The sequence below is a fragment of the Rhizobium sp. AQ_MP genome, assembly GCF_014237835.1.
Taxonomy (GTDB): Bacteria; Pseudomonadota; Alphaproteobacteria; order Rhizobiales; family Rhizobiaceae; genus Allorhizobium.
Genome location: NZ_JACJVI010000006.1, coordinates 54,951 through 81,088, shown reverse-complemented (window position 1 = coordinate 81,088; position 26,138 = coordinate 54,951). Strand labels below are relative to the sequence as shown.

23 protein-coding genes are annotated in these 26,138 nt (G+C 62.3%); 13 read left to right on the top strand and 10 right to left on the bottom strand.

Going from position 1 to position 26,138, the window contains the following annotated elements:
* Positions 1-268 precede the first annotated feature (268 nt).
* The 4 genes from aspS to H6M51_RS11625 all read right to left on the bottom strand — a co-directional run bounded on the left by aspS (position 269) and on the right by H6M51_RS11625 (position 5,098).
* Positions 269-2,059 (bottom strand): aspartate--tRNA ligase, encoded by a 1,791-nt coding sequence (gene aspS / locus H6M51_RS11640; protein ID WP_185810020.1) that lies wholly within the window; start codon positions 2,057-2,059, stop codon positions 269-271.
* A gap of 204 nt (positions 2,060-2,263) precedes the next feature.
* A complete protein-coding gene (locus tag H6M51_RS11635) occupies positions 2,264-3,391 on the bottom strand; it encodes a DNA cytosine methyltransferase (RefSeq protein WP_185810019.1) in 1,128 nt (375 codons plus the stop codon).
* On the bottom strand, positions 3,388-4,314 hold the full coding sequence (locus H6M51_RS11630; protein ID WP_185810018.1) for a hypothetical protein: 927 nt from the start codon (positions 4,312-4,314) through the stop codon (positions 3,388-3,390). Before H6M51_RS11630 ends, H6M51_RS11635 begins: the two co-directional genes overlap by 4 nt.
* 181 nt (positions 4,315-4,495) lie before the next feature.
* Entirely contained in the window at positions 4,496-5,098 is a 603-nt protein-coding gene (locus tag H6M51_RS11625) for a TetR/AcrR family transcriptional regulator (RefSeq protein WP_185810017.1), read from the bottom strand.
* 99 nt (positions 5,099-5,197) lie between these two features.
* Here H6M51_RS11625 and H6M51_RS11620 point away from each other — a divergent pair, with 99 nt between their 5' ends.
* The 11 genes from H6M51_RS11620 (at position 5,198) to H6M51_RS11570 (ending at position 17,154) form a co-directional block, all read left to right on the top strand.
* Positions 5,198-5,629 carry an ABA4-like family protein gene (locus H6M51_RS11620; RefSeq protein WP_185810016.1) on the top strand — a complete coding sequence of 144 codons (432 nt, stop codon included), beginning with the start codon at positions 5,198-5,200 and terminating at the stop codon, positions 5,627-5,629.
* Positions 5,630-5,637: 8 nt separating this feature from the next.
* Positions 5,638-6,477 (top strand): hypothetical protein, encoded by an 840-nt coding sequence (locus H6M51_RS11615; RefSeq protein ID WP_185810015.1) that lies wholly within the window; start codon positions 5,638-5,640, stop codon positions 6,475-6,477.
* Positions 6,478-6,610: 133 nt separating this feature from the next.
* The gene (locus tag H6M51_RS11610; RefSeq protein ID WP_185810014.1) at positions 6,611-7,849 is read left to right on the top strand and encodes an MFS transporter; all 1,239 of its coding nucleotides are present in this window, start codon (positions 6,611-6,613) and stop codon (positions 7,847-7,849) included.
* Positions 7,850-7,948: 99 nt separating this feature from the next.
* Positions 7,949-9,358, top strand: a complete 1,410-nt coding sequence (locus H6M51_RS11605; RefSeq protein ID WP_185810013.1) for a multicopper oxidase family protein — start codon at positions 7,949-7,951, stop codon at positions 9,356-9,358.
* A gap of 2 nt (positions 9,359-9,360) precedes the next feature.
* On the top strand, positions 9,361-10,248 hold the full coding sequence (locus tag H6M51_RS11600) for an MBL fold metallo-hydrolase (protein ID WP_185810012.1): 888 nt from the start codon (positions 9,361-9,363) through the stop codon (positions 10,246-10,248).
* Between the two features lie 115 nt (positions 10,249-10,363).
* Positions 10,364-11,509 (top strand): ribonuclease D, encoded by a 1,146-nt coding sequence (gene rnd / locus H6M51_RS11595; RefSeq protein WP_185810011.1) that lies wholly within the window; start codon positions 10,364-10,366, stop codon positions 11,507-11,509.
* Between the two features lie 3 nt (positions 11,510-11,512).
* On the top strand, positions 11,513-12,010 hold the full coding sequence (locus H6M51_RS11590; protein WP_185810010.1) for a GNAT family N-acetyltransferase: 498 nt from the start codon (positions 11,513-11,515) through the stop codon (positions 12,008-12,010).
* Between the two features lie 8 nt (positions 12,011-12,018).
* Positions 12,019-12,996 carry a small ribosomal subunit Rsm22 family protein gene (locus tag H6M51_RS11585; RefSeq protein WP_185810009.1) on the top strand — a complete coding sequence of 326 codons (978 nt, stop codon included), beginning with the start codon at positions 12,019-12,021 and terminating at the stop codon, positions 12,994-12,996.
* Positions 12,993-14,003, top strand: coding sequence for a DUF2891 domain-containing protein (locus H6M51_RS11580; protein WP_185810008.1), 1,011 nt, complete (start codon positions 12,993-12,995; stop codon positions 14,001-14,003). The genes H6M51_RS11585 and H6M51_RS11580 overlap by 4 nt, the downstream gene beginning before the upstream one ends.
* On the top strand, positions 14,003-15,706 hold the full coding sequence (locus H6M51_RS11575) for an aconitase X (protein ID WP_185810095.1): 1,704 nt from the start codon (positions 14,003-14,005) through the stop codon (positions 15,704-15,706). The genes H6M51_RS11580 and H6M51_RS11575 overlap by 1 nt, the downstream gene beginning before the upstream one ends.
* 89 nt (positions 15,707-15,795) lie before the next feature.
* On the top strand, positions 15,796-17,154 hold the full coding sequence (locus tag H6M51_RS11570) for an esterase-like activity of phytase family protein (protein ID WP_185810007.1): 1,359 nt from the start codon (positions 15,796-15,798) through the stop codon (positions 17,152-17,154).
* A gap of 121 nt (positions 17,155-17,275) precedes the next feature.
* Here H6M51_RS11570 and H6M51_RS11565 read toward each other — a convergent pair whose 3' ends face one another.
* The 5 genes from H6M51_RS11565 to H6M51_RS11545 all read right to left on the bottom strand — a co-directional run bounded on the left by H6M51_RS11565 (position 17,276) and on the right by H6M51_RS11545 (position 23,574).
* Positions 17,276-17,674, bottom strand: a complete 399-nt coding sequence (locus H6M51_RS11565) for a hypothetical protein (protein ID WP_185810006.1) — start codon at positions 17,672-17,674, stop codon at positions 17,276-17,278.
* Between the two features lie 240 nt (positions 17,675-17,914).
* The gene (gene ppx / locus H6M51_RS11560; protein ID WP_185810005.1) at positions 17,915-19,435 is read right to left on the bottom strand and encodes an exopolyphosphatase; all 1,521 of its coding nucleotides are present in this window, start codon (positions 19,433-19,435) and stop codon (positions 17,915-17,917) included.
* Between the two features lie 12 nt (positions 19,436-19,447).
* Complete coding sequence (locus tag H6M51_RS11555; RefSeq protein ID WP_185810004.1) at positions 19,448-21,640, bottom strand: RNA degradosome polyphosphate kinase; 2,193 nt, start codon at positions 21,638-21,640, stop codon at positions 19,448-19,450.
* Between the two features lie 65 nt (positions 21,641-21,705).
* On the bottom strand, positions 21,706-22,419 hold the full coding sequence (gene hdaA, locus H6M51_RS11550; protein WP_185810003.1) for a DnaA regulatory inactivator HdaA: 714 nt from the start codon (positions 22,417-22,419) through the stop codon (positions 21,706-21,708).
* Positions 22,420-23,574, bottom strand: coding sequence for an AI-2E family transporter (locus H6M51_RS11545; RefSeq protein ID WP_185810002.1), 1,155 nt, complete (start codon positions 23,572-23,574; stop codon positions 22,420-22,422). It lies immediately after the preceding gene.
* A gap of 239 nt (positions 23,575-23,813) precedes the next feature.
* On the opposite strand from H6M51_RS11545, the gene purM reads away from it, so the two are divergent.
* Positions 23,814-24,887, top strand: coding sequence for a phosphoribosylformylglycinamidine cyclo-ligase (purM, locus tag H6M51_RS11540; RefSeq protein ID WP_185810001.1), 1,074 nt, complete (start codon positions 23,814-23,816; stop codon positions 24,885-24,887).
* Positions 24,884-25,540: a phosphoribosylglycinamide formyltransferase gene (gene purN, locus H6M51_RS11535; protein ID WP_185810000.1), complete on the top strand. Its 657-nt coding sequence runs from the start codon at positions 24,884-24,886 to the stop codon at positions 25,538-25,540. Before purM ends, purN begins: the two co-directional genes overlap by 4 nt.
* 9 nt (positions 25,541-25,549) lie before the next feature.
* Here the strand turns inward: purN and H6M51_RS11530 are convergent, their stop codons facing one another.
* Positions 25,550-26,137 carry an NUDIX domain-containing protein gene (locus H6M51_RS11530; RefSeq protein WP_185809999.1) on the bottom strand — a complete coding sequence of 196 codons (588 nt, stop codon included), beginning with the start codon at positions 26,135-26,137 and terminating at the stop codon, positions 25,550-25,552.
* Position 26,138 lies beyond the last annotated feature (1 nt).

The window sequence follows — 26,138 nt, the reverse complement described above, 5'->3', positions numbered from 1 at the left end:
AGCCCTCCCCATTGGAACAGCGGCCGCGCGGGCGCTTTCGACCCCTTCGCCTGCCCCCTGCAGAGCCTTGAGACTGACTGAACTCCGTTCTGCGGGTGATGTTGTCGCGGTCGGCCGCCGATCGGCTCGTACCCCTGCCGCCGCTTGAGTGGACCGCGGGGTCTCACTTCGCCTGCCCGAAATCGTGAGCGAGACACAACCGGAGCGTTTACGAACAAAAGGCCGGGATCGCTCCCGGCCTTTGCGAACTCCAGATATGCAGAGCCGTTCAGTCCTTCTTCGGCTGCGGCACGACGCGGAGCGCGAGTTCGCGCAGCTGCGTCGGGGTGGCCGGCGACGGGGCGTTCATCAGCAAGTCCTGCGCCTGCTGGTTCATCGGGAAGAGCGAGATTTCGCGCAGGTTCTTCGCACCGACCAGCAGCATAACCACGCGGTCGATGCCGAAGGCGCAGCCGCCATGCGGAGGGGCGCCGTACTGGAAGGCACGATACATGCCGCCGAAGCGCTCCTCGACGTCGTCCTTCGACAGGCCGACCAGCTCGAACGCCTTGACCATCAGTTCCGGCGACTGGTTACGGATCGAGCCCGAGGCGATTTCGAAGCCGTTGCAGACGGCGTCATACTGATAGGCCTTCAGCGACAGGGGATCCTGGCTTTCCAGCGCTTCCAGACCACCCTGCGGCATCGAGAAGGGGTTGTGGGCGAAGTCGATCTTCTTTTCGTCCTCGTTGTATTCGTAGAACGGGAAGTCGACAATCCAGCACATTTCGAAACGGTCGCGATCGACGAGGTTCAGTTCCTCGCCGGCGCGGGTGCGGGCTTCGCCGGCAAACTTGTAGAACTTGGCCGGGTCGCCGGCGACGAAGAAGCAGGCGTCGCCTGCTTCGAGGCCGAGCTGGGTGCGGATCGCTTCGGTGCGCTCTTCGCCAATGTTCTTGGCGAGCGGGCCGGAGCCGCCGAGCTTGCCGTCTTCTTCCTTCCAGAAGATATAGCCGAGGCCCGGCTGGCCGGCGCTCTGCGCCCAGGCGTTCATGCGGTCGCAGAAGGCGCGGGAGCCGCCGGTCTTGGCCGGGATTGCCCAGACTTCGACCTTCGGGTTGGAGGCGATCATGTTGGCGAAGATCTTGAAGCCGGAATCGCGGAAGTGGTCGGTAACGGCCTGCATGACGATCGGGTTGCGCAGGTCCGGCTTGTCGGAGCCATACTTGCGGATCGCCTCGTCATAGGGGATGCGCGGCCACTGCTTGGTGACCGGCTTGCCTTCGGCGAACTGCTCGAAGACCTTCGTCATCATCGGCTCCATCGTGCCCCAGACATCTTCCTGGGTGACGAAGCTCATTTCGACGTCGAGCTGGTAGAATTCGCCCGGCAGACGGTCGGCACGCGGGTCTTCGTCGCGGAAGCACGGCGCGATCTGGAAGTAACGGTCGAAACCGGCGACCATCAAGAGCTGCTTGTACTGCTGCGGCGCCTGGGGCAGCGCGAAGAACTTGCCTTCATGGATGCGGCTCGGCACCAGGAAGTCGCGCGCGCCTTCCGGCGAAGAGGCCGTCAGGATCGGCGTCGTGTATTCGGCAAAGCCGGCTTCGGCCATGCCGGTGCGCATGGCGGAAATGATCTGCGTGCGCTTGACGATGTTCTTGTGCAGCGTGTCGCGGCGCAGGTCGAGGAAGCGATACTTCAGGCGCACGTCTTCCGGATAGTCCGGCTCGCCGAAGACCGGCAGCGGCAGTTCCTTGGCGGCCGAGAGAACCTCGATTTCCTGAGCGTAAAGCTCGATCTCGCCGGTCGGCATGTTCTTGTTGACGGTGTCATCCGTGCGGGCCTTGACCAGGCCGTCGATGCGGATGACCCATTCGCCGCGCACGGTTTCGGCCGTCTTGAAGGCGGGGCTATCCGGATCGGCGACGACCTGGGTGATGCCATAGTGATCGCGCAGATCGATGAAGAGCACGCCGCCATGGTCGCGAACGCGATGGACCCAGCCCGACAGGCGAACGGTCGATCCGACGTCGGACTTGCGAAGAGCGGCACAGGTGTGGCTGCGGTAACGATGCATGATCAGGTATCCCGAATGTGACGGTCGAAAAGGCACCAACAGACGAGGCGCGCGACCGATAGAAAATCGGGCGGAAAAGCGCATGGTGTGGCTGATTTGTCAAGGCTGCGTGGTGTTGGGGCGGGGCGTGCGCTGCGTCTAAGGTGCGGCAAGAAGCTTGGCCAAACAGGAGCGCTGGGCCTGATATCCGGGCAAGAGACGCCTTCAGTTGCTCGAAAGAGCTACCTTGCCGAGCGAGGCTCCTCGCATTCTAACGGCACGCAGCGCTTTCCTTTCGGCATCACTGAGCACGTTTGCCGGTGCACGTGCAGCGGGGTCTCCAGCGAACCTTGCCGGCTCAAGTTGCCAGCCCAGTTGGTCGGCGAGGCACTCCGCAAATGCTTTGGCCATTGGGGGTGGCACGGCATTTCCTACCTGACGGTATTGCTGCAGGCGGGGAATTCGGTCTGGCCAGCGAAAATCGTCCGAGAAGCCTTGCAGTCTGGCGCTCTCGCGTACCGTGACAACTCTATGATACTTATAATGAACCGGTCTCAGTGGGCTGAAATTTCCCGACCCTGCACGAAGCGTGTACGATGGGCGTTCGGGATGCAAACGATCGTGGAATGATCCGCGCTCGCGCTTGCCCGGCTCCAAAGTGCTCAAACGCGCGACCATATCGGCCGAATGCAAGGTAGGCTCGTGGTTGTAGATACCAGTTTCGCCGAACTCACCGGCGTCGGGCAAATCTCCAATTGCGTCTGAGGCCGACACGTAGGGACGCTCGACTGAGCCATGAGTAGCGACCGGGAAGCGGACCGATTCGCTGCCCAACATGCCCAGCACGACGAGGCGCCTGCGATTTTGCGGCACTCCAAAATCTGCTGCCGATACTATGCGGTGATCTACGGCATAATCGAGCGTTCGCAGCTCGGCCTTGATCTCATCGAGATATTCCCCGCCCGAGATTGCCGCAAGATTGGGCACGTTTTCCAGCATGAAGGCTGATGGCCGAAGCTCATCCACAAGTCTTATGAAACGGCCAATTAGATTGGCTCGAATGTCTTGCTTGCCTTGTCTTTTGCCGGCAATCGAGAAAGGCTGGCAAGGCGGTCCGCCGGCGATAAAATCGATCTTTTTCAAGTTTGCTAGCCGAAGCAGTTCGCATCCGGCTGCGACGTTGAGGTCTACGAGAAAGCCCGCACTGCCGCGATAGCCGTGATTATAGTTATACGCGTCCACGGCCCGAGCATCGAGTTCGAACCCTGCGGCGACATTAAGGCCCGCATCCAAGAATCCGGTGGAAAGCCCGCCACAGCCGGCGAACAACTCAATACCGATCGGTTTTGTCATTGTTTCGGCACATTAGTCGCGCGGATCATCGCTATTTGAGCCTCCGACGTGTTGATGGCGTAGCTTGCGGACCGGACGATGCGAAGATCGCCCGGTCGCGACGCAACGTTGAACTCCATGATATGAACGGCTGACTGATAATCGACCTTCAGAGCGAGCGGCCGAACTTTAAGGCCCGGAAAATAGTGAGCTGTATATTGAATCATGTTATATATTTGCACTCGGTTGAGTTCGTCTGACACGGCCTTGGCCTCGATCGGAAATACCACTGGCACGTCGTCGTCGGCCGTTGAGATGCCAACGTCAATTGCATCAAGTTCAGCTTGCCCAATACCTGGTACGCTTTTCCGTACATGGGAACGCAACCGATAAATTTTCATGCCGGTGAAGTGATCGAGAAGCTGACAATACCCGACAACCGACAGCAATGCCTGTTCGTCCATTTCTGCCATCGTTTCGGGTAACAGCCTTCTGACAGGCATCGGCGTCTGATCGATCGCAGGCGTGAGTTCGCAGACCGGCACTTCCATGATGCCACTCGATGCTTTTTCAAACTGATACAGTCCACGCCCGATAGCGCGCAAGACGTGAAAACCTTTGGACAGAATTTCATCCGGCAGCACTGTGCGCGAACGCATACGGTAAACCACATCGGCTGCATTTCGTGCAGAGATCGCATCGGGATTGTCGGACACCGCGCGGACGGCCTCTACAGCCGTGCGAACATCATCGAGCGAGAACACCACAGTTGCAGCTCCTGGCCGCCAACGATCCCGAAACAGCTTCAGAATGACTGGCACATAGACCTTCGAATTCTTGCCGTGACTTTGGAGGCTCTTAGCCCTCACGGCGGTGACAGCATCCTGCTTGGCGGCCCGGCGGCGCTTTGGCGCGGTTGCGTCGAGGTCAGTTTCGTCTGTCATCCATCACCCATAGCACACATCGAACAAAAAGTGAACATTGAAGGAGTCATTTTCTCACAGTCGAACCAGACATATTCGTGCACTGTCAATAGCCGGTTGAAAGGTGCGAGACAGTGGAACCTTTTCGAAGGTCCGATGACGGACTGACTTGGCGAAGTAAAGACGCAAGCCAGTCCCCCCCTCACCCCGGCAAAAGCACACTCGCCAGATCCAGCGGCGCCGCAAACGGCTCGCAGCCCGCTCCGCCCTCTGCCTGCAACTTTCCGTCGATCATCAGATGGGCGTGACCGTGGATCTGCGACCAGACGAGCTGTTCGACGGCGGCCCTGCCCTCCGGCGTGTCCCGCTTCAGGCGGCGCGCCACCGGCAACGAGATTTCCTCAAGCACGGCGTGGGCCGCGTTTGCCGGGGGGCCGAGGGCCGGATCTTCCCAGTCGAGGCGGTTGGCGGTGAACATCAGGCGGAAGAGATGCGGACGCGTGGTCGCAAAGGCGAGGTAACCACGCGAGGCGGCGCGCAGCTGTTCTGCCGGATCATCCGGCGCTTGCGCCATGGCAGAGCGCATCGAGGCGGCAAACAGTCGGAACCCCTCCGTGGCAAAGGCGGTCAGCAGATGCCTGAGCGTCGGGAAGTGATGTTCGGGGGCGGCATGGGAGACGCCGACGCGAGCGGCGAGTTTGCGCAGCGTCAGGCCTTCGAGGCCATGCTCCTCCAGCATATCAAGGCCATTGTCGATCAGCGCCTGGCGCAGGTCGCCGTGGTGATAGGATTTCTGTCTTGCCATGCCCCTTCATAGTCCCTCCGCAACCCGCCGTCAAAATCAATCTTGACATTGCCAAGTTTAGCCGCATGCTTATCTTGTCACCGTCAAGATGAGGTCAGCATGTCCGCCGCAACAGTGTTTTCCCTCGCCAGCAGCACCGCCATGGCCGGCTGGCTGCTGCTCATTCTCGCCCCACGTTGGGGCGCGCTGATCGCCTTCATCCGCCTGGGTCTAATCGGGGCGCTGTCGCTAACCTATGCCGTTCTGGTCTTCGTCTATTTCTTCCGCATCGAGGGCGGCGGTTTCGGCTCGATTGCCGAGGTGCGCGCACTCTTCATGAGCGATCCGGTGCTGGTGGCGGGCTGGGTGCATTACCTCGCCTTCGATCTCTTCATCGGCACCTTTATTGCCGTCGAGGCCGACAAGCGCGGCTGGAACCGCGTGCTGCAGGCGCCGATCCTCGTTGCGACCTTCATGTTCGGGCCGCTCGGTCTTCTGCTCTTTTATCTCACCCGCGCCACAGAGGCGGCGCTGACTTTCCGAAAGGTCTGACCGAAGACATGCTCTTCAATGACGGCATTTCGCCCGCCTCTTCGCAGGACGTCCAGGCTTTGGAAGACAGGACACGCCGCCTGCTGATCCTCGGCATCGGGCTGCAGATGGCGCTGGCCCTTCCCAGCCTGATCGCGCTTTTCATAGACGAGCGCGTGCTCAACGACATCAGCGTCTGGAGCAAGCCGCTGAAATTTCAGGCGTCGCTCATCCTGATGCTGGGAACGCTGCTTTGGCTGCTGCCGCTCATCGAGCAGAGGACACGGGCCGGGCGCGGCGTCTGGCTCGCAAGTATGGTTGCCGTGATCACGGCGAGCGGTGAAATTCTCTACATCACGCTGCAGGCAGCCCGGGGCCGGGCCTCGCATTTCAACGATAGCACGCCGTTCGAGGCGATGGCCTATAGCGTGATGGGCGCAGGCGCCGCTTTGCTCGTGCTGTCGAGCCTGGTGATCGGGGTCTATATCCTGCTGCGTCCCAGACCCGAAGCGCCCAACGGCTTGAGGCTCGGCGGTGGCTGGGGCCTGGTGCTTGGTAGTATCGCGACCCTCTTAACCGCCTTTGCGCTCGGCAGCGGCGAGATCGACGGCCCCGGTCATTGGGTCGGCGGTGTCAGGACGGATCTGGGCGGCCTGCCGCTCGTCGGCTGGTCGCGGACCGGCGGGGATCTGCGTGTGCCGCATTTCTTCGCCACCCATATCATGCAGGCCCTGACGATCCTGGGACTGGCCCTGGATCGGATTGCACCCCGCTTTGCCAGACCCGGGATTGCGCTCGGCGCCATCCTTTCGATTGCCGTGGTCATCGGCACTTTCGTCCAGGCTGTCCAGGGGCGGCCCTTCCTCTGACGGTCAAATCCGGGCGGAAGGCGACGGGCTGCGATTTTGGTCTGTCGCCATCCGTGAAAGAGGTTTAGGACTTCGGACCTGCCCGGCACCGACTCGACACCATAATGCTTCGCCGTGGCCCGCAGGCCCCCTCATGCATGATATCCGCCCCCTCATCCCGCTTCTGATCACCGCCGGCATCCTGATCGGCGGCAACGGTTTGCAGGGCACGTTCATCGCGCTGCGCGGCATCGAGGAGGGCTTCAGCACATCCGTGATCGGCATGGTCGGTGCGGGCTATTTCATCGGCTTCGTCTTCGGCTGCGTTTACATCACCAAGATCATGCGGGCGATCGGGCATATCAGAGCCTTCTCGGCGCTTGCCGCCATCGCATCCGCCGCGTCGATCATGATGGTGCTGGTGATCGACCCGATCTCCTGGTTCCTCATGCGCCTCGTGCAGGGTGTGTGCTTTGCGGGATTGTTTGCCGTCGTCGAAAGCTGGCTGAACGCCCGCGTCACCAATGCCACCCGAGCGCGCACGCTCTCCGTTTACCGCTTCGTCGATCTCGGCTCGGTGACGGCGGCGCAATACATGATCCCGCTGTTCGGCGTGTCGGGCATCGATCTCTTTGCCATCATCGCCATGGCGCTTTCGCTGTCGTTGGTGCCGATCTCCTTTGCCGACAAGTCGAGCCCTGCCCCGCCGAAAGATGTGAAGTTCGACCTCAAGGTGCTCTGGTCGGTCTCGCCGCTTGCGACCGTCGGCTGCATCGTCATCGGGCTCACCAATTCGAGCTTCCGCTCGCTCGGGCCGATCTATGCCGATGGCATCGGCCTGTCGGTGACGTCGATCGCCACCTTCATGAGCATCGGCATCTTTGCCGGCATCGTGCTGCAATATCCGCTCGGGCATTACTCCGACAAACTGGACCGCCGCGTCATCATCCTCGTCTCGACGATCGGGGCGCTCATCGCCTCGATCTACCTCGCCTTTCTGGCGGGTGACGGGGAGCTCGCCAATTTCATCGGCATCTTCGTCTTCGGCGCCTTTGCACTACCGCTCTATTCCCTCTGTTCGGCCCATGCCAATGACCATGCCGCCCCCGGCCAGCATGCGCTGGTCTCGGCGGGAACGCTGTTCTTCTGGTCGATCGGCGCGGTCGTCGGGCCGCTCATTGCCTCCTTCCTGATGGATGCTTTCGGGCCGCATGCGCTGTTTGCTTATACGATCGTGGTCTTGACCTTCTTCGTCGCCTATACGCTCGCCCGCATCCGGGCCCGCGATGCCGTGCCGACCGAGAAGCGGCGGATGCGTTTCCGCAGCCTGCTGCGTACCTCGACCTTCTTCAGCAAGCTCGCGACCCCGCCGAACGAGAAGGATGGCGGCTGAGGTGACGATCATCACGCCTGCGACAGCATGACCGGCTCAGCCTATTGCTGAATGAACCGCTCAACTTTAAGAACTGGGTGACCAGCAAGAGTTCAGACCGTGTCTTCCATTTCCCGCCGTACCCTTCTCAAATCCGCCGCCGTGCTTGGCGCCTATGGCGCGGGTCTTGCCGTGATGCCACGTCTGAGCCAGGCGCTCGCGGCGACAGACCCGATCGAAATCGAGGCGCTGACCGGCGATGTCATGCTCGACGGCAAGCAGGCGACGCGCGGGGTGATGCGCTATGCGCTGGCCGGGCAAACGTCTGCCGATCCCTCCCCGCCGATCCTGCGCACCAAGCGCGGCGAGCCCTTCAAGGCGCGGCTCATCAACCGGCTGGACGAGCCGACGACGATCCACTGGCACGGTATCCGCCTGCCGAACGCCCAGGACGGCGTGCCTTTCGTCACGCAGCCTTACGTCTATACCGGCGACCGCTTCGACTATGCCTTCTCGCCGCCGGATGCCGGCACCTTCTGGTATCACCCGCATTGCAACACGCTGACCCAGATGGGCCGTGGGCTTGCCGGTGTGCTGGTGGTGGAAGATGAGCGCGATCCCACCTTCGATAGCGAGGTGGTCCTGAATCTGAGGGATTTCCGGCTTGGTGGCGACAGCCAGTTCATCGAGCAGTTCAAGCCGCGCGATGCGGCCAAAACCGGGACCTTCGGCACGCTGCGCACCGCCAACTGGCAACCCGAGCCGCGTTATGACGTCCCGGCCGGCGGCATCGTGCGTGTCCGCATCCTCGCGGCTGATGTCACGCGCATCTACAATCTGCGCCTCAAAGGGGCACAGGCACAGATCATCGCGATCGACGGACATCCGGTGCCTCAACGTCTGCCACTCGACATGGCGGTCGTCTCGCCCGGCCAACGGCTCGATCTTGCCGTCCGCATTGCCGACAGCGAAGGTGTAGAGATGGTGCTTGAGGACGTAAGGCCGTCGACGCCGAAGGTGGTGGCGCGACTCAGGGCCGTCGGCTCATCGCTGAAACGCCATCTCGGGGATCTCGGCCCGCTTGCGGAAAACGCCGGCGTGGATGCCGATCTCTCCAACGCCACCCAGATCCCGCTGCTACTCAGCGCCACCGCCGAAACGGCTGCGCGCGATTCGATCTGCGGGACGCTCGGCTATTCCTTCTGGGCGATCAACAAGGTGCCCTATCCCGGCGACACACCCGATCCGACCGCGCCAATCGCGGAGCTGAAACTGGGCCAAACCTATTTGCTGAACGTCGAGAACGTCACGCCGCATGCCCATCCCATCCATCTGCACGGGATGAATTTCAAGGCGATCTCTTCGAACAAACGCGAGGTCCAGCCGCTCGTCTCGGACACCTATCTTGTGCTGCCGGATGAAAAGGTCCAGCTTGCGCTTGTGGCCGACAACCCAGGCGACTGGGTCTTTCATTGCCACATTATAGAACACCAGAAGACCGGCATGACCGGCTATTTCCGGGTGACCTGAGCATGAACCTTGCCGAGACGCTGCGCATCCACCAGCCCTACCCTGATATCTTCGCCTATTACGACGGGCGTATCGAGGGGAAGCGGCTGCATTCGGACAAGCCCAATTGGCTCGACGATGGCGCCTATAGTCTCGGCGTTGCGAGTTATGCCATCGTCTCTGGCGCGGAAGCGCTCGTCTACGACACGCATATATCTTTCGACCATGCCCGCGCCATCCGCAGCCATCTTTCCAGCCTCGGCGTCACCAGCATCCGGGTCGTGCTCAGCCACTGGCATACCGATCATGTGGCAGGCAATGCCGGCTTCATCGACTGTCCGATCCTCTCGAACACGCTGACGCGCAATACGCTGATCGAGAAGCGCAAGGTGCTTGCCGAGAAGGACCCGCCGATCAATCCGGTCGTCATGCCGACGGAGACCTTCGAGGGCGAGACGGTGCTCGAGGTCGGCGATATCACCGTCAGGCTCATACAGTTCGACATCCACAGCGCCGACGGGACGGTTCTGCTGCTGCCGCATCTCGGCGTGCTGCTGGCCGGCGACACGCTGGAGGACACAGTCACCTATATCTCCGAGCCGGAGAATACGCCGCGCCACATCGCCGAACTCGACCGGCTGGCGACGCTTGATTTCACTCACATCCTGCCCAATCATGGCGACGAGACGGTGATTGCCTCGGGCGGCTATTCGCCATCGCTGATTACGGCCACGCGCGATTATCTCACGCGGCTGCTTGCCCGGCTCGACGATCCGGAGCTCGAGACCGAGGGCCTTGAAAGCTTCATCGCACCGGAACTGGCCGCGGGAATACTCACCTATTTCGCGCCCTATGAGGCCGTCCACAGCCAGAACATCGCCGCGTTGAAGACCGGAGAGACTGACGAATAAGGCGCTTCTCCGCCTCGAAAACTGCTGCGGACCCGGTTTCGGGGCCGTTCATATTGACATCGGAGGCCAGAAGGGAAACTAAGGTTGATCCTGTAGTTTCCATGACCGAGCCGAAATGATCGATACCACTGCTGCGCTCGAAGAGGCCTGCCGCCTCCTCGCTCAATCCGATTTCATCACGATCGACACGGAATTTCTCCGCGAAACGACCTTCTGGCCGGAACTCTGCCTGATCCAGATGGCGAGCCCGGAGCATGAGTACATTATCGACCCGATGGCCAAGGGCCTGGACCTCAAGCCGTTCTTCGAGCTGATGGCCAATCCGGCCGTGGTGAAGGTCTTCCATGCGGCCCGCCAGGACATCGAAATCATCTTCCATCTCGGCGATCTGATCCCGCATCCGATCTTCGACACGCAGGTTGCGGCCATGGTCTGCGGCTTCGGCGACAGCGTGTCCTACGACCAACTCGTGCAGAAGGTGAAGAACGTCCATATCGACAAGACCTCGCGCTTCACCGACTGGAGCCGCCGTCCGCTGTCGGAAAAGCAGCTCGATTATGCGCTGGCCGATGTCACCCATCTGCGCGACGTCTATCTGAAGCTGAAAGGCCAGCTGGATGCCGAAGGCCGGGCGGAATGGCTGACCGAGGAAATGGCGATCCTCGAATCCCGCGAAACCTATGACCTGCCGCCCGAACAGGCCTGGCAGCGGCTGAAGATGCGGCTGCGCAAGCCGACGGAACTTGCCGTCATGCAGTATGTCGCCGCCTGGCGCGAGCGCGAGGCGCGTTCGCGCAACGTGCCGCGTTCGCGCGTGTTGAAAGACGATGCGATCTACGAGATCGCCCAGCAGCAGCCGAAGGATGTGGAGGCGCTCGGGCGGCTCCGCACCATCCCGAAGGGCTGGGAGCGCTCGAGTTCCGGCGCTGCGATCCTCGAACAGGTGAATGCCGCACTCGCGCTGCCGAAGTCGGAAATGCCGCATCTCCAGCGCCACACCCATGCGCCCGAAGGCACGCAATCGGCCGTCGAACTCCTCAAGGTGCTGCTGCGTCTCACCTCGGAAAAGCATGGCGTGGCCTCCAAGGTCATCGCCAACAGCGACGATCTCGAAAAGATCGCAGCCGAAGGCGAGAAGGCGGAAGTGGCGGCGCTCCAGGGTTGGCGAAAGGAGCTGTTCGGCGACCTCGCGCTAAAGCTCATCTCCGGCGGCGTCGGCCTGCGCTTCGTCGGCAAGCGCGTCGAAGCGGTGGAGTTCTGATCCGTGACGGCGCTTGTTCTGCGCCGTGCGACGGAGGCCGATATCCCGTTCGTCATGGAGACCGAGCGCAAGCCGGGCTATGACCAGTTCGTCGGCCGCTACAGCCTCGACGAACACAGGGCGCATTTGGCCAATCCGGCTTTCGCCTATCTGATCGGCGAGAATCCTGAGGGTTCGGCGCTCGGCTTTGTCATTCTGATGGATCTCAACCGGCGCGACGGGAATGCCTGCGTCAAGCGCATCGCTGTCTCCAGCCCGGAAAAGGGCGTCGGCACACCGCTGCTTGCCGGTGCCGTCGACTTTGCCTTCCTCGAAACCAATGCCCATCGCCTCTGGCTCGATGTGGTCAGCGGCAACTTGAGAGCGCAGACCGTCTATCGCAAGGTCGGCTTCATCCAGGAAGGCGTGCTGCGCGAGGCGGCGCTGCTGCCCGATGGCAGCCGCTCGGATTTCTTTCTCATGTCCATCCTCCGCCCCGAATGGGCGGCACGGCGCGGCTGAGGGACATCATGGAGCTTCCCGCACCTCTCCGCTCTGCTGTCGACCAGATGCTTTCAGGCGAACCTCTCGAAAAACTCGCCAAGGCCAGCTCGATTCTCTCGGATCGCTACCGACGCGAAGTGCGCGACGGACGCTTTCATATCGATGATGCGCTGGCCGCCAAAGCCTATCTCGCGACCCGCCTTCCCGCCACCTTTGCCGCCGTTCGCGCGGCATTGGCCATGGTCGAGGACGCGGCACCGGACTTTCAGCCGGAGACACTGATCGATCTCGGCTGTGGCCCCGGCACGGCACTCTGGGCGGCGGCAGATACGTGGAGCAGTCTGGCATCCGCCGAGATGGTGGAAGCGAGTGGCGCGATCCGCAGCGTCGGCGAAAAACTCGCCGCCTCCGGTAGCGTGAAAAGCCACTGGCAAGCGGGTGACGTGACTGGCAAGATCCCGGCGCTTGGACCAGCCGATCTGGTGACGCTTGCCTATGTTCTGGACGAGCTTCCGCCGGCAACCATCGGAACTGTCACGGAAAAACTCTGGACACTGACCAAGGGTATGCTCATCGTCATCGAGCCGGGTACGCCGGCCGGCTGGCAGCGCATTCTGGCCGTTCGCGACAGACTTCGATCCCTCGGCGCCCACCTTGTCGCCCCCTGCATGCATTCTGAAGACTGTCCGATCGTGGCACCGGACTGGTGCCACTTCTCGAGGCGCGTGGCGCGCTCGCGCGTGCACCGGATGGCCAAGGGCGCCGAAGTGCCGTGGGAAGACGAGAAATACATCTTCATCGCTGCCTCGCGCCAGCCTGTCACGATCCGCGGCGACCGGGTGCTGTCTCCGCCGCGCGTCAATGGCGGTGTCGGGCGGGTCAAGCTCTGTCGAACCGATGGCACGGCTGCCGAGCTGACGCTCAGCAAGCGCGACGGCGAGGCCTTCAAGGACATCAGGCGGGCCGACTGGGGCGACCGGCTCGAACTGGGGAATAAGGGATGACTTCGCGGCTGACATCCGAGTACGCCTCTAGCCTTGCGATGATCGCGCTCGGCCATGTCACCCGCGAATACCCCAATCACATCCTGCATGGGCTCGAAGGGCCTGAGGACGCGAAGACGCCATCCGAACTGCATCCGGTCTTCTTTGGCAGCTACGACTGGCATTCCTGCGTGCATGGCTACTGGATGCTGGCGCGGCTCTTGCGCCTTCATCCCAAGATCCCGCAGGCGCAGGCGATCCGTGATCTCTTCTCAACGATGCTGGTGCCCGACAGGATCGCCGGCGAATGCGCCTATTTCGACCGGCCGATGGCGCGCGGTTACGAGCGTCCCTATGGCTGGGGCTGGCTGCTGAAGCTTGCCGCCGAGCTTGAGGGTCATGAGGATCCCGCCTGGACCAAGGCGTTGTCGCCGCTGACAGAGCGGATCGTCCAGCGTTTCCGCGACTTCCTGCCGCTTGCCACCTATCCGGTGCGAACAGGCACGCATTACAACACGGCCTTTGCGCTGAGGCTCGCCGCCGACTATGCCGAGACCGCCGGAGACGACAGCCTCTTCGATCTACTGCGGGCTACGGCGCAACGCTGGTACGGCGCTGACACCGCCTGCCCTGCCTGGGGCGAGCCCTCGGGCGACGACTTCCTGTCACCGACGCTGATCGAAGCGGAATGCATGCGCCGGCTTCTGCCGGCTGCCGAATTCGCCCGCTGGTTCGATGGTTTCCTGCCTGACATCGCAGCCAGCCAGCCGCGCACGCTGTTTACGCCCGCCTCCGTTTCCGATCGCTCGGATGGCAAGATCGCCCATCTCGATGGCCTGAGCCTCAGCCGCGCCTGGTGCTGGACCTCTCTGGCGGGCACCCTGCCCGACACGGACCCGCGCCGGCCCGTGATGATCGAGGCCGCGCATGGGCATCTGCAAGCCGGGATCGCGCATGTGGCTGGCGACTATATGGGTGAACACTGGCTGGCGAGCTTTGCGGTCCTGGCACTGACGGAGGCGGAATGATGAGCAGCCTCCATGACACCGTCGATATCAACGGCCGCGTGCTCGTTTCAGGCTCTGCGGAGGGAGAGGTGCTGTTCACCGATACGGCGCTCAGCTTCTGGGGCGGTGCGGACGCAGCAACCGGCGAGATCATCGACCGGCATCACCCGTTGAGCGGCGAGCGACTGACAGGCCGCGTGCTCGCCCTGCCGACAAGCCGTGGCTCCTGCACCGGAAGCGGCGTCATCCTCGAACTGATCCTCAATGGACAAGGGCCTGCCGCCATCGTGCTTGAACATCCAGAAGCGATCATCACGCTTGGCGTCATCGTCGCTGAGGAGGTGTTCGCGCGGTCGATTCCGGTGATTGCGGTCGGAAAGCAAGCATTTGCGGCATTGAAGATGGCCAGGCGGGTCCGGATCAGCGATGCCGTTGCAGGGATTGGTTCGGACATCGCGCTGACGGATCAGGACCAGGCCATTCTCGCCGGAGAGCGGGGCGAAGCGGCAGCGGTTGCCATGCGGATCGTGCTCAGGATGGCGGCGCTCGAAGGCGCGACGGAACTCATCGACATCACTCGCGCCCATATCGACGGCTGCATCTATACCGGTCCTGGCGGTCTCGCCTTTGCAGAGAAGCTGCGCGATCTCGGCGGTCGCGTCGTGGTGCCGACGACGCTGAATGCGATTTCGGTCGATCACCGGCGCTGGCAGGCGCAGGGTGTTCCGGACACGCTTGGGCGTCCGGCAGCGGCTGTGGCGGATGCCTATGTGGCAATGGGGGCACAAGCGACCTTCACCTGCGCGCCTTATCTGCTCGACGACCGGCCCGCGCGCGACGAGCAGATCGTCTGGGCGGAATCGAATGCCGTCGTCTATGCCAACAGCGTGCTCGGCGCCCGGACGATGAAATATCCTGACTATCTCGACATCGCGATCGCGCTGACGGGACGGGCTCCCAAGGCGGGCTGTCATCTGCCGGAGGAGCGTGCCCCGCAGGTGCGGGTCACCGTGCCACCGCTCGAGGGCGTGGATGACAGCCTCTGGCCATTGCTCGGCTATCTGATCGGTACCGTTTCGCCCGAGGCCATTCCGCTGGTCGAGGGGGTGTCCGGGCACCGCCCGGATACAGACGCTCTCAAGGCCTTCGGTGCAGCATTTGCCACCACCTCGGCGGCGCCGATGTTCCACATCGCCGGCGTCACGCCGGAAGCACTTGAGCCCAATTCATTCGCAGACCTCGACTTGCCGACCATTTCGCTGACCCACCAGGACCTGCTGCGGGCCTGGAAAGAACTGAACGGTGCAGAGGCTGGCCCAGTACAGCTTGTATCGCTCGGTAACCCGCATTTTTCGGCCACCGAGCTTGCCGCCCTAGCAGCCCTCTGTCGGAACAAGACACGGGCTCCGCATGTGCCACTGGTGGTCACCTGCGGGCGCGCGGAGATGACCAAGGCGGAGGCTTCGGGCGATGTCGCCGTGCTCACGGCGTTCGGCGTCACGCTCGTCAACGACACCTGCTGGTGCATGGTGACCGAGCCTGTCATACCGGTCGATGCTGAGGTCATCATGACCAATTCCGGCAAATATGCCCATTACGGCCCGGGCCTCACCGGACGGGCCATGCGTTTCGGCAGTCTCGCGGCCTGTGTCGAGGCGGCCGTCACGGGCGAGGATCGCGGCGTTCTGCCTGGATGGCTCGGGGCGCCTGTGGGTAACCGCTGACGTCATCGAAATTTCACCTGATCGCAATCGGTGCGACATGAAGCCTCAATAGCACTCTGGCGTTTCCTCCCTTCCAACAAGGTGACGCCATGACCAAAGCTCTTTTGACGTCTGCTGCCCTCTTCGTTCTCTTCGTTTCCCAGGCCTCGGCCGAAGAGAAGGTCTTTTCGACCAAGCTCGTGAACCACGCGATCCTGCCAGCCAATACCATCATCGCCGCACCCACCGATGCGCCGGCCTATCTCAAGACCTCCGGCAAGTTCTCGACCGCCGACCGCAAGCGTGCGGACGCGCTCGGCAGCGTGCCCGGCAAGGACGGCGTTCGCCTGACCGGCCTTTCGCTGCCCTTCGACGGCCAGCCGCTGCAGGGTTTCTCCGGCATCAAGGCCATGCCCGACGGCAGCTTCTGGAGCCTCTCGGACAACGGCTTCGGCTCGAAGACGAACTCCACCGACGCCATGCTGATGCTGCATCACCTTACCTTCGACTGGGATGCCGGTTCGGTAAAGGTCGAAAAGACCCTCTTCCTCTCCGATCCCGACAAGAAGGCTCCGTTCCCGATCGCCATGGAAGGTTCGGACAAGCGCTATCTGACGGGTGCGGACTTCGACGTCGAATCCATCCAGCCGGTCGCGGACGGTTTCTGGGTCGGCGAAGAACTCGGCCCCTACATCCTGAAGTTCTCGACCGAGGGCGTGCTGACCGACGTCATCGCGACCAAGGCCGGCGAGATCGAGGTTAGGTCGCCCGACAATCCGACCATCGTCGTCCCGGCCAATCCGGCCGCCAAGATGCCGGCCTTCAACCTGAAGCGCTCCGGCGGCTATGAGGGCCTCGCCATGTCGAAGGACGGCACGAAGCTCTATGGCATGCTCGAAGGTCCGCTTTATCTCGAAGACGGCTCGGTCGAAAAGGCCGATGGCCTCACCGCACTGCGCATCATCGAACTCGATGCCGCCTCCAAGGCTTGGACCGGCAAGACCTGGCTTTATCCGCTGTCCGAAGGCGGCGAGGCGATCGGCGATTTCAACATGATCGACGAAACGACGGCGCTGGTCATCGAGCGCGACAACGGTGCAGGTGTCGTTGAAAAGGCCTGCGCCGATCCGAAGGCGCCAGCTGCCGACTGCTTTGCCGTTCCCGCCAAGCACAAGCGCATCTACAAGATCGAGATGACGGACGAGATGGCCGGCAAGGCCGTGCGCAAGATCGGCTATATCGACCTGATGAAGATCGAGGACCCCGACAACAAGAAGCGCCAAGGCGGCGGCGAAGGTTTTTATGACATGCCCTTCGTCACCATCGAGAATGTCGATGTGGTCGATCCGACCCACATCATCGTCGGCAACGACAACAACCTGCCCTTCTCGGCGGGTCGCGCTCTGGATAAAGCCGACGACAACGAATTCGTCCTGCTCGAAGTGGGCGATTTCCTCGCGGCGAAGTAAGCGGCAGTCATTCGTGCATGGGTCGGGCGGCAGGCGCCGCCCGATCCGGTCGCATCACGTCAATGCACGGGGCCAGTGGTCCCGCGCCATTGTTGTTCTGGCAGACAGAGCAAACCGGCCTTCAAGTGGGCTTGGCGCAGGCCGCCTCAATTGGTCCCATGGCGTCCGCCGCCCCGGCCAGGGGATAAACAAAGGTCTTTTCGCCTAGCGTGAAGCGCAATTCGTTGCCCTGCTTCAGCATCCGCGCAATCGGCACGTCGAAAGCTGGCTTGGCTTCCAGGAATGTAACCTCCATGTCCTCAATGAACAGGATGTCCGCCTCGAGCGTCAGCTGCTCCATCGATGGCGGCGCGGTCAGCGTCAGTGGAACCGTCCCTGCCTTCGGCTCGAAGTTCGGGTCCACGGCCATGGTGATGAAGAAGTCGCGGGCCGGCAGCTCGCATCGGAAGGCAATCGGCGCGTCGTCGCTCTGCGGCACACCATAGATCAGCGTGGCAACGTTCTCCTGCTGGTCGCCCATCCACTTGCGGGCATCCTCCGCCGACACACAAGCTGCCGTGGCCAAGAGTAGCGGCAATGCCCGTACGGTCGCGGAGACCACCTCGCGCGCCAGACGATTGCGACCTCTGCCAAGCCTGCCGAACACCATATCGCTACACCCCGGAGTTGGACCACAGCACGGCGTAAGCCGTCAGGACCGCGCCCAAGGCGCGGTTCCGATCAGAGAATTATCGATATCCTGGCTGCGGGCAATCCCCGGTTATTCGTAGACGAAGGCCAGCCGCTTGCCGGTCAGCTTCGACAGCTGCATCAGGCGGCCATCGAGCCGCTCGCCGGCGAAGTCCTCGTAGGCCTTGGGCACGACGAATTCGAGGTCGAGCTCGGGATTGGAGGAGCGACGGAAGCTCAGATTGTGGACCACCCCCGGCATGGAGGCCGAGAAGAGGTAGACGACGCGCAGCATGCCGCCGACAAGCTTTGCCCGGTCGAGCAGGCGCTCGGTGGCGATCGCCGCCAGCGGGCCGGTCTGGCCGTCGTCATGCAGGCCTTCGAAGCGATAGTAGTTTGTGAGCGCGATGAAGGCGCGGCCCGGATGGGTGATGCCGACGAAGGAGGAGTGGGCAATCACGTTCAGCGCCTGCAGGCCGCGATAATCGGGATGGGCGCGCCAGCTGATATCGGCCAGCAGACAGGCCGCCTGGCGATAGCGGCTTTCCTCTTCGGTCTCCTCGATGTCGAAGTACGGCATCATGCGACCGGTCCAGGCGGCGAGTTCGCGGGCATGTTCGGGCGAGCGGGCACGCAGGATGGCGAGTTCGTCAGCCGCCTCGATCAGCGGATCGAGCGCCTGTTCCTCTTCGAGAAGCAGCGAATACAGATAGCCTTCGCGCACGCCCTGGGCCGAGAAGCAGACGCTTTTCGGCTGCATGATCTCAATCACCTCGCGCATGGCGATCGCGCCAAAGGGGATCAGGTTGCGGCGGCTCTTCGAAATGACCGACCAGGCCGGGTCGCGGCTGTTGGCGCCGGAGATGATCTCTTCGAGGAAGAAGGCGATCTCGTCATAGGGCAGCTCATAGCCCTGCATCATGTGCAGCGGATATTTGCGGATTTCCATGTGCAGCTTGGCGATGTTGCGCCAGGTGCCGCCGACCGCATAGAAAGTGCGTCCCTGCCCCTTTTTCAGGAGCGATGCATCGGCCACCAGCTTCTTGGCGAGCCCACGTGCCTTGGGCAGCGATCCATCGACGCTTTCTGAGAGGCGCAGGCCGCCGAGCGGCAGCGTGATGCCCTGACCGAAGCTCTTGCCACTGATGTCGATCAATTCCAGCGAACCGCCGCCGAGGTCGCCGGCAATGCCATCGGCATCATGGAAGCCGCTCACCACGCCAAGCGCGGAATACTTCGCCTCTTCCTCGCCGGTCAGGACCTGAATTTCGTGCCCAAGAATCTCCTCGGCACGACGGATGAAATCCGGACCGTTGGACGCCTCACGCGCGGCCGCCGTCGCCAGCACATACATACGCGTAGCCTGGGCCTGGTTGGAGAGGGCACGAAAGCGGCGCAGTGCAACCAGCGCCCGTTCGACACCATCCTCGTCCATCCGGCCGGTGGTGGCGACCCCCTTGCCGAGACCACAAAGAACCTTCTCGTTGAAGAGAACCGTCGGTGCGCGGGACAATCCCTCGTAGATCACGAGGCGGATCGAGTTGGAGCCGATGTCGACAACGGAGACAGGGGCGATACCGGGAAGACGCCCCTGCGCTTCAGATCTTGTCATGAGGTACCAGTGTTATCGTTTCCTGCCGGAAATCAGACCGGCAATCAGTTTCGGTGCGCTTGATTTCAAGGCTTCTCCGCGACCAGACAGGCTCGGATTGGTCATGAAATAGTGCTGGGCGTTGAAAGGTTCCTCACCCTGTCGCACTTCAATTCGCCGTGATGTACCGTCGGGCAATATCTCGTAGCTCTGTTGATTGTCAATCAGGTTGCCCAGCATGATCTGGGACAGGACCTGCTCATGGACAGTGGGGTTAATGAGCGGCACCAAAGTTTCGACCCGGCGGTCGAGATTGCGCGGCATCATGTCGGCAGAGCCGATATAGACGAGCGCCTTTTCCGAGGGCAGGCCATGGCCGTTGCCGAAGCAGAAGATGCGGCTGTGCTCCAGGAAACGTCCGACGATCGACTTGACGCGGATGTTGTCGGAGAGCCCGGGCACACGCGGGCGAAGGCAGCAGATGCCGCGAATGACGAGGTCGACCTCGACCGCTGCTCCGCTTGCCTCATACAGTGCGTCGATGATCTCGGGATCGACGAGCGAGTTCATCTTCATCCAGATGGCAGCCGGACGCCCGGCCCTGGCATGTTCGATTTCCTCGCGGATATGCTTCAGGATGCGCGGGCGCAGCGTGTAGGGCGAGACCGCAAGCTTCATGCCCTCTTCCGGCTCGCCGTAGCCCGTGATGAAGTTGAAGACATTCGCCATGTCATGGGCGATCTTCGGATTGCAGGTGAAGAAGGAGAGATCCGTGTAGATCTTCGCGGTGACCGGATGATAGTTGCCGGTGCCGAGGTGGCAATAGGTGCGGAGCTTGCCATCCTCGCGGCGCACGACCATGGACATCTTGGCGTGGGTCTTGAGTTCGATGAAGCCGAAGACGACCTGCACGCCGGCACGCTCGAGGTCGCGGGCCCAGCGGATATTCGCTTCTTCGTCAAAACGGGCCTTGAGTTCGACCAGGGCGGTTACCGACTTTCCGGCCTCGGCAGCGTCGATCAGGGCGCGGACGATCGGGCTGTCGTTCGAGGTCCGATAGAGCGTCTGCTTGATCGCGAGCACGTCGGGATCGCGGGCAGCCTGCAGCAGGAACTGCACGACGACATCGAAGCTCTCATAGGGGTGGTGGACGATCATGTCCTTTTCGCGGATCGCCGCGAGGCAGTCGCCGGCATGCTCGCGCACGCGCTCCGGGAAGCGGGCATTGTATTGCTCGAAGCGCAGATCGTCGCGCGGCGCCTTGGTGATTTCGGAAATCGTGTTCAGCGCTAGCAGCCCCGGGAGAACCGCAACGCGATTATCGGCAACACCAAGTTCATGCACCACGAACTGGCGCAGCGCCACCGGCATCTCGCTGTCCACCTCGATGCGGATGACGGAGCCGCGGCGGCGACGCTTCAGCGCTGTCTCGAAGAAGCGCACCAGATCTTCAGCCTCTTCCTCGACTTCGATATCGCTGTCGCGGATGATACGGAAGGTGCCGAAGCCCTTGACCTCATATCCCGGGTAAAGCCGGTTGATGAACAGGCCGACCATATCCTCGAGCGTGATGTAGCGGATCGTGGCGCCCTCATCCGGGAGGCGGATGAAACGGTCGAGGGTGGGCGGCAGACGCAGAAGCGCGGTCATCGGCTCGCCGGTGCGGCTGGAGCAAAGCTGCAGACCCATGGAGAAGCCGAGGTTGGGGATGAAGGGGAACGGGTGGGCCGGGTCGATCGAGAGCGGGGTCAGGACCGGGAAGATCGATTCCTCGAAGGTGGTTTCGAGCCAGCCGCGGTCCGCCTCGGACAGGGCCGCCGGGCGAACGATCAGGATCTCTTCCTGGGCCAAGTATTGCTGCAGGACGGCGAGCGAGGCCTGCTGCTCCATCTGCAGGTTGTCGATTTCCTTCAGGATATCATCGAGCTGTTCGGCGGGCGTCTTGCCATCGGGACTCTTGATCACGATGCCCTGGCGGACCTGACCTTCGAGGCCGGCCACGCGCACCATGAAGAACTCGTCGAGGTTCGCTGCCGAGATCGACAGGAAGCGCACGCGCTCCAGAAGCGGGTGGGCAGTGTTCAGCGTCTCCTCGAGAACACGGCGATTGAACTGGAGCCAGGAGAATTCGCGGTTGATGAAGCGCAGTGGGCTGGTCAGCAGATCCTCGGCGGGCGCGACCTCCAGACCGGTTTCGCCATCCGTGCCGTGTACTGCGCTGTCCATGATTCGCCCCTTCGTTTGTCGTTGGTGCCGATTATAACAGTTTGACGACAGATCTGTGACGACGACTATTCCCGGATATCGGCCGCCTCAAGAGTTTCGAGAACCTCTGCGGCCAGGCTGCGGCTGATCTTGGCGCGGCGGGCAAGGGCCAGCCTGTCCATTCGATCGACCACCACCTGGGCGGCCGAGAAGGAACGCTCCATGCGACTGACGATATAGCCGACAATCTTGTCATCGATGTAAAGCTGGCGATCGGCAAAGAGCTTGGTGATCAGCTGGCCGAGAAGCTCTTCGTCCGGCGCTCCGATCTCCACGACGGTGGCCGCCTTCAGCCGAGAATTCAGATCCGGCAGAGCGACATTCCAGGATGGCGGGAAGCTGCGCGAGGTGATGAGCAAGGTCGTGCCGTGCTGGCGCACGGCATTGATGACATGAAAGAGTTCCACCTCGTCGAAACCCGTCCGGTCGGCATCCTCGAACAGCACCGGGCCGGCAGCGGCGGCCTCGGAAGCTTTCTCGCCCGGTTTGGGCAGGATATCGGTGGCGCCGGCGGTGTCGCGGAAGATCTGCGCGAGGTGCGACTTGCCCGAGCCTTCCGGTCCCGTGAGGATGACCACCGGCGAGGGCCAGTTCGGCCAGGCGTCGACGATCGACACGGCAGCCGCCATGCGCTCGGAAACCAGCAGGTCGTCACGGCCGGTCGCCGAGCCATGCTCGAAAGCGAGCGGCAGTTGTTCTGCGGCTCCGCGCTTTTCGGGAGCCATCTTGGCGTCAGTCATTCATGCCTCTGGCACGTCTCTGTTCACAGGGGGAGCGATCTCGGCCACGGCGGGGGAAGGAGGCGCAATCGCGACCGTCGTTCCGTAATAGAGATCGCTTTCAAGATAACGCGAGATGGCGAAGCGAACAAGCACGCCGACCGCCGCTGCGGCCGGAACGGCCACGAGCACGCCGACAAAGCCGAAAAGCGCACCGAAGGCAAACAGCGCAAACATCAGCCATACCGGATGCAGGCCAACACTTTTCCCCACCAGCTTGGGCTGGAGAATGTTGCCCTCGATGAACTGGCCGAAAAAGAAGATGCCGGCAATGACGCCGACCCAGATGAAATCCGGCCAGAACTGAACCAGGGCGACGCCGAGCGACAGAAGCAGGCCGACGGTCGAGCCGACATAGGGAATGAAGCTGATCATGCCGGTGAAGAAGCCGATGAGCAGGCCGAAGTTGAGACCGGCGACCGAAAGCGCGATCGCATAGAAGATTCCAAGGATCAGGCAGAGCGAGCCCTGGCCACGGACGAAGCCGGCAATCGTGCTGTCGAGTTCCGTCGCCAACTTGCGGACGGTTGCCACCTGGTTACGCGGCACCCAGCTGTCGACCTTCTCGATCATGTGGTCCCAGTCGAGCAGCAGATAGAAGGCGACAACGGGGGTGACGACGAGCAGCGAGGCGATATCGAGCAGCGCCTTGCCGGAGTTCCAGATCTGTTCGAGCAGCGTGCCGATGAAGCCCACGCCTTGGCTGATGTAGCGCGAGAAGTTCTCCTTGATGGTGCCCATCTGGCCATTGACCCAATCCGGCAGCCATGAGGCGTTGGAGGTGGCAATGAAACTCTGCAGCTGGGTCACATAACCGGGGACCCGCTGGATGAAGTCGTTCATCTGGCTGGCGAGCACCGGAATGATGATCATCAGCGACAGCACGAAAACAACGACAAAGGATACGAGAATGACAATCGTCGCCATCAGGCGACTGAGGCCGATGCGCTCCAGCCGGTCGGCGACCGGATCGAGAAAATAGGCGAGCGCCATGCCGGCGATGAAGGGCAGCAGGATCGACGAGAACAGCATCAGGAAGGCGATGAAGACAGCCAGCGTCAAGAGCCAGAAGAGGACCTGGCGGCGGAGGCCAATTCCACTGATGTAGCGAGGCATGTCCGTCTCCGTTTTTACGTTCTGCTCCAGGCGAGGCGAAATCTCTCTGCTGCAACGCCGTAACAGGAGATAGGTTACCGCAGAAGCCTTGGTCAAGAACTGCGGCCGGTTCGGCAGCGAGAAGATGGGATCAGAGCCGAGAATGGCCGGGAAATCGTGCGCTTCTCCGGCTCGCTGCTTGCATCAGACGCCTCTTCATGCCATGGCCAGCCGAAATTCTCGCAGGATCGGAGGCAGGCATGAGCCAGGCTGGCAAGAACGGGTTGACCTATAGCGATGCGGGCGTCGACATCGACGCGGGCAACCTGATGGTCGAGAAGATCAAGCCGGCCGTGAAGTCGACCCGCCGTCCCGGTGCGGATGGCGAGATCGGCGGTTTCGGCGGCCTCTTCGACCTCAAGGCCGCGGGCTTCAAGGACCCGATCCTGGTGGCCGCCAATGACGGCGTCGGCACCAAGCTGAAGATCGCGATCGACGCCGACATTCACGACACCGTCGGCATCGACCTCGTTGCCATGTGCGTCAACGATCTCGTCGTCCAGGGCGCTGAGCCCCTGCTCTTTCTCGACTATTTCGCCACCGGCAAGCTCGACCCTGACCAGGGTGCGGCAATCGTCCAGGGCATTGCCGCCGGCTGCCGCGAGGCAGGCTGCGCACTGATCGGCGGCGAGACGGCCGAAATGCCGGGCATGTATTCCAAAGGCGATTACGACCTTGCAGGCTTTGCCGTCGGTGCTGCCGAGCGGGGCGAGCTTTTGCCGGCAGGCGACATCGCCGAAGGCGACGTGATCCTCGGCCTATCCTCCTCGGGCGTGCATTCCAACGGCTTTTCGCTGGTGCGCAAGATCGTCGAACTCTCGGGCCTTGCCTGGGATGCGCCGGCGCCCTTCGCCGAAGGACAGTCGCTCGGTGCAGCGCTTCTGACCCCGACCCGCATCTATGTGAAGCCGCTTCTGAAGGCGATCAAGGAAACTGGGGCGTTGAAGGCGCTCGCCCATATCACCGGCGGCGGTTTCCCGGAGAATATCCCGCGCGTGCTGCCGAAGCATCTGGCTGCCGAGATCGATCTCTCCTCCTTCCAAGTTCCAGCCGTCTTCTCCTGGCTCGCCAAGACCGGCGGCGTTGCCCAGAACGAGATGCTGCGCACCTTCAACTGCGGCATCGGCATGATCGTCGTCGTCTCCGCCGACAAGGTGGACGAGGTCACCAAGGTGCTGGAAGCCGAAGGTGAGACCGTTGCCCGTCTGGGTCGCATGATCGCCCGCGAAGAGGGTGCGCATGGCGTGACCTACAAGGGTACGCTCGCCCTATGAGCGGATCGCGCAAACGCGTCGTCGCCTTCATTTCCGGCGGCGGGTCGAACATGCTGGCGCTGGCAAAAGCCTGCGAAGCAGCCGATTACCCGGCCGAGATCGTAGCCGTCTTCTCCGACAAGCCCGAGGCCGGCGGCCTTGCCAAGGCAGAAGCGCTGGGCATTCCGACGCACGTTTTCGAACGCAAGTCTTATGCCTCAAAGGGTGAGCACGAGGCTGCCATCCTCGCCGCACTCGCCGAGATCGGTCCTGACCTTGTTTGCCTCGCGGGCTATATGCGCCTGCTATCCGGCGATTTCATCCGTCCGCATGAAGGACGGATCCTCAACATCCATCCCTCCCTTCTGCCGCTGTTCCCGGGCCTCAACACGCATCAGCGAGCCATCGACGCGGGCATGAAGGTCGCCGGCTGCACCGTGCATTTCGTCACCGAAGGCATGGATGAAGGCCCTGTTATTGCGCAGTCGGTCGTGCCCGTACTGATCGATGACACGGCAGAGACGCTGGCGGCACGCGTGCTGACGGTGGAGCACCAGACCTATGCGGCGGCACTGAAGCTGGTGGCATCGGGGCAGGTAACCATGCGCGCGGACGGCAGCGTCGAGCGGCTCTCATCGGGGACGGACGCAAGCGCCAGGTTGATCAGCGCCTGAGGCACGCGCTCATTTGCTGTCCAACGCCGCCCATTGCAAGAGCATGATTGTCTTGGCATCCACGATTTCGCCAGTCTGGACCATCTCTCGCGCCTCGGCAAAGGGCAGTTCGACGATCTCGAGATCTTCCTGCTCATCTTCGAGGCCACCGCCCTGTGCGATCCGGTCGGCATCGGTGACCCTGGCGTAGAAGCCATGCAGCTTTTCGGTCACTGATCCCGGCGACATATAGGCTGTAAAGGTCGGTCGTGCCGTTGTGATCCGGTAGCCGGTTTCCTCCAACGCTTCGCGCAGCACTGCTTCCTCAGGCGTTTCGCCTTCGTCGATGAAGCCGGCCGGAACCTCCAGCAGATAGGCGTGATCGCCCATCAGATAAGCCGGAATACGCAACTGCCGCACAAGGGTCACGGTGTCACGCTCGACATTGTGCAGCAGGATGCCGACTGCCTCGCGTCGTTCGAAGACCTCCCAGGAGAGGCGGTGGGGCGCCCTGCCCTCGCGGAAGAAATCGAAAGTGATGCCGCGCAGGTGGCTCCAGCCCTTCCACAGCGTCTTGTCTTCCAGGATCGCGATCCGGGCCTTGTCGAAAATGCTCATA

What these genes read in the sequence shown, in the direction of transcription:
- purN (WP_185810000.1), top strand. Translation starts at nt 24,884, where the DNA reads ATGAGCGGATCGCGCAAACGCGTCGTCGCCTTCATTTCCGGCGGCGGG.
- H6M51_RS11555 (WP_185810004.1), bottom strand. Translation starts at nt 21,640, where the DNA reads ATGGACAGCGCAGTACACGGCACGGATGGCGAAACCGGTCTGGAGGTC.
- H6M51_RS11570 (WP_185810007.1), top strand. Translation starts at nt 15,796, where the DNA reads ATGACCAAAGCTCTTTTGACGTCTGCTGCCCTCTTCGTTCTCTTCGTT.
- H6M51_RS11575 (WP_185810095.1), top strand. Translation starts at nt 14,003, where the DNA reads ATGAGCAGCCTCCATGACACCGTCGATATCAACGGCCGCGTGCTCGTT.
- H6M51_RS11580 (WP_185810008.1), top strand. Translation starts at nt 12,993, where the DNA reads ATGACTTCGCGGCTGACATCCGAGTACGCCTCTAGCCTTGCGATGATC.
- H6M51_RS11545 (WP_185810002.1), bottom strand. Translation starts at nt 23,574, where the DNA reads ATGCCTCGCTACATCAGTGGAATTGGCCTCCGCCGCCAGGTCCTCTTC.
- H6M51_RS11635 (WP_185810019.1), bottom strand. Translation starts at nt 3,391, where the DNA reads ATGACAAAACCGATCGGTATTGAGTTGTTCGCCGGCTGTGGCGGGCTT.
- H6M51_RS11530 (WP_185809999.1), bottom strand. Translation starts at nt 26,137, where the DNA reads ATGAGCATTTTCGACAAGGCCCGGATCGCGATCCTGGAAGACAAGACG.
- H6M51_RS11615 (WP_185810015.1), top strand. Translation starts at nt 5,638, where the DNA reads ATGCTCTTCAATGACGGCATTTCGCCCGCCTCTTCGCAGGACGTCCAG.
- aspS (WP_185810020.1), bottom strand. Translation starts at nt 2,059, where the DNA reads ATGCATCGTTACCGCAGCCACACCTGTGCCGCTCTTCGCAAGTCCGAC.
- H6M51_RS11620 (WP_185810016.1), top strand. Translation starts at nt 5,198, where the DNA reads ATGTCCGCCGCAACAGTGTTTTCCCTCGCCAGCAGCACCGCCATGGCC.
- H6M51_RS11625 (WP_185810017.1), bottom strand. Translation starts at nt 5,098, where the DNA reads ATGGCAAGACAGAAATCCTATCACCACGGCGACCTGCGCCAGGCGCTG.
- rnd (WP_185810011.1), top strand. Translation starts at nt 10,364, where the DNA reads ATGATCGATACCACTGCTGCGCTCGAAGAGGCCTGCCGCCTCCTCGCT.
- H6M51_RS11585 (WP_185810009.1), top strand. Translation starts at nt 12,019, where the DNA reads ATGGAGCTTCCCGCACCTCTCCGCTCTGCTGTCGACCAGATGCTTTCA.
- H6M51_RS11565 (WP_185810006.1), bottom strand. Translation starts at nt 17,674, where the DNA reads ATGGGCGACCAGCAGGAGAACGTTGCCACGCTGATCTATGGTGTGCCG.
- H6M51_RS11630 (WP_185810018.1), bottom strand. Translation starts at nt 4,314, where the DNA reads ATGACAGACGAAACTGACCTCGACGCAACCGCGCCAAAGCGCCGCCGG.
- H6M51_RS11600 (WP_185810012.1), top strand. Translation starts at nt 9,361, where the DNA reads ATGAACCTTGCCGAGACGCTGCGCATCCACCAGCCCTACCCTGATATC.
- purM (WP_185810001.1), top strand. Translation starts at nt 23,814, where the DNA reads ATGAGCCAGGCTGGCAAGAACGGGTTGACCTATAGCGATGCGGGCGTC.
- hdaA (WP_185810003.1), bottom strand. Translation starts at nt 22,419, where the DNA reads ATGACTGACGCCAAGATGGCTCCCGAAAAGCGCGGAGCCGCAGAACAA.
- H6M51_RS11610 (WP_185810014.1), top strand. Translation starts at nt 6,611, where the DNA reads ATGCATGATATCCGCCCCCTCATCCCGCTTCTGATCACCGCCGGCATC.
- ppx (WP_185810005.1), bottom strand. Translation starts at nt 19,435, where the DNA reads ATGACAAGATCTGAAGCGCAGGGGCGTCTTCCCGGTATCGCCCCTGTC.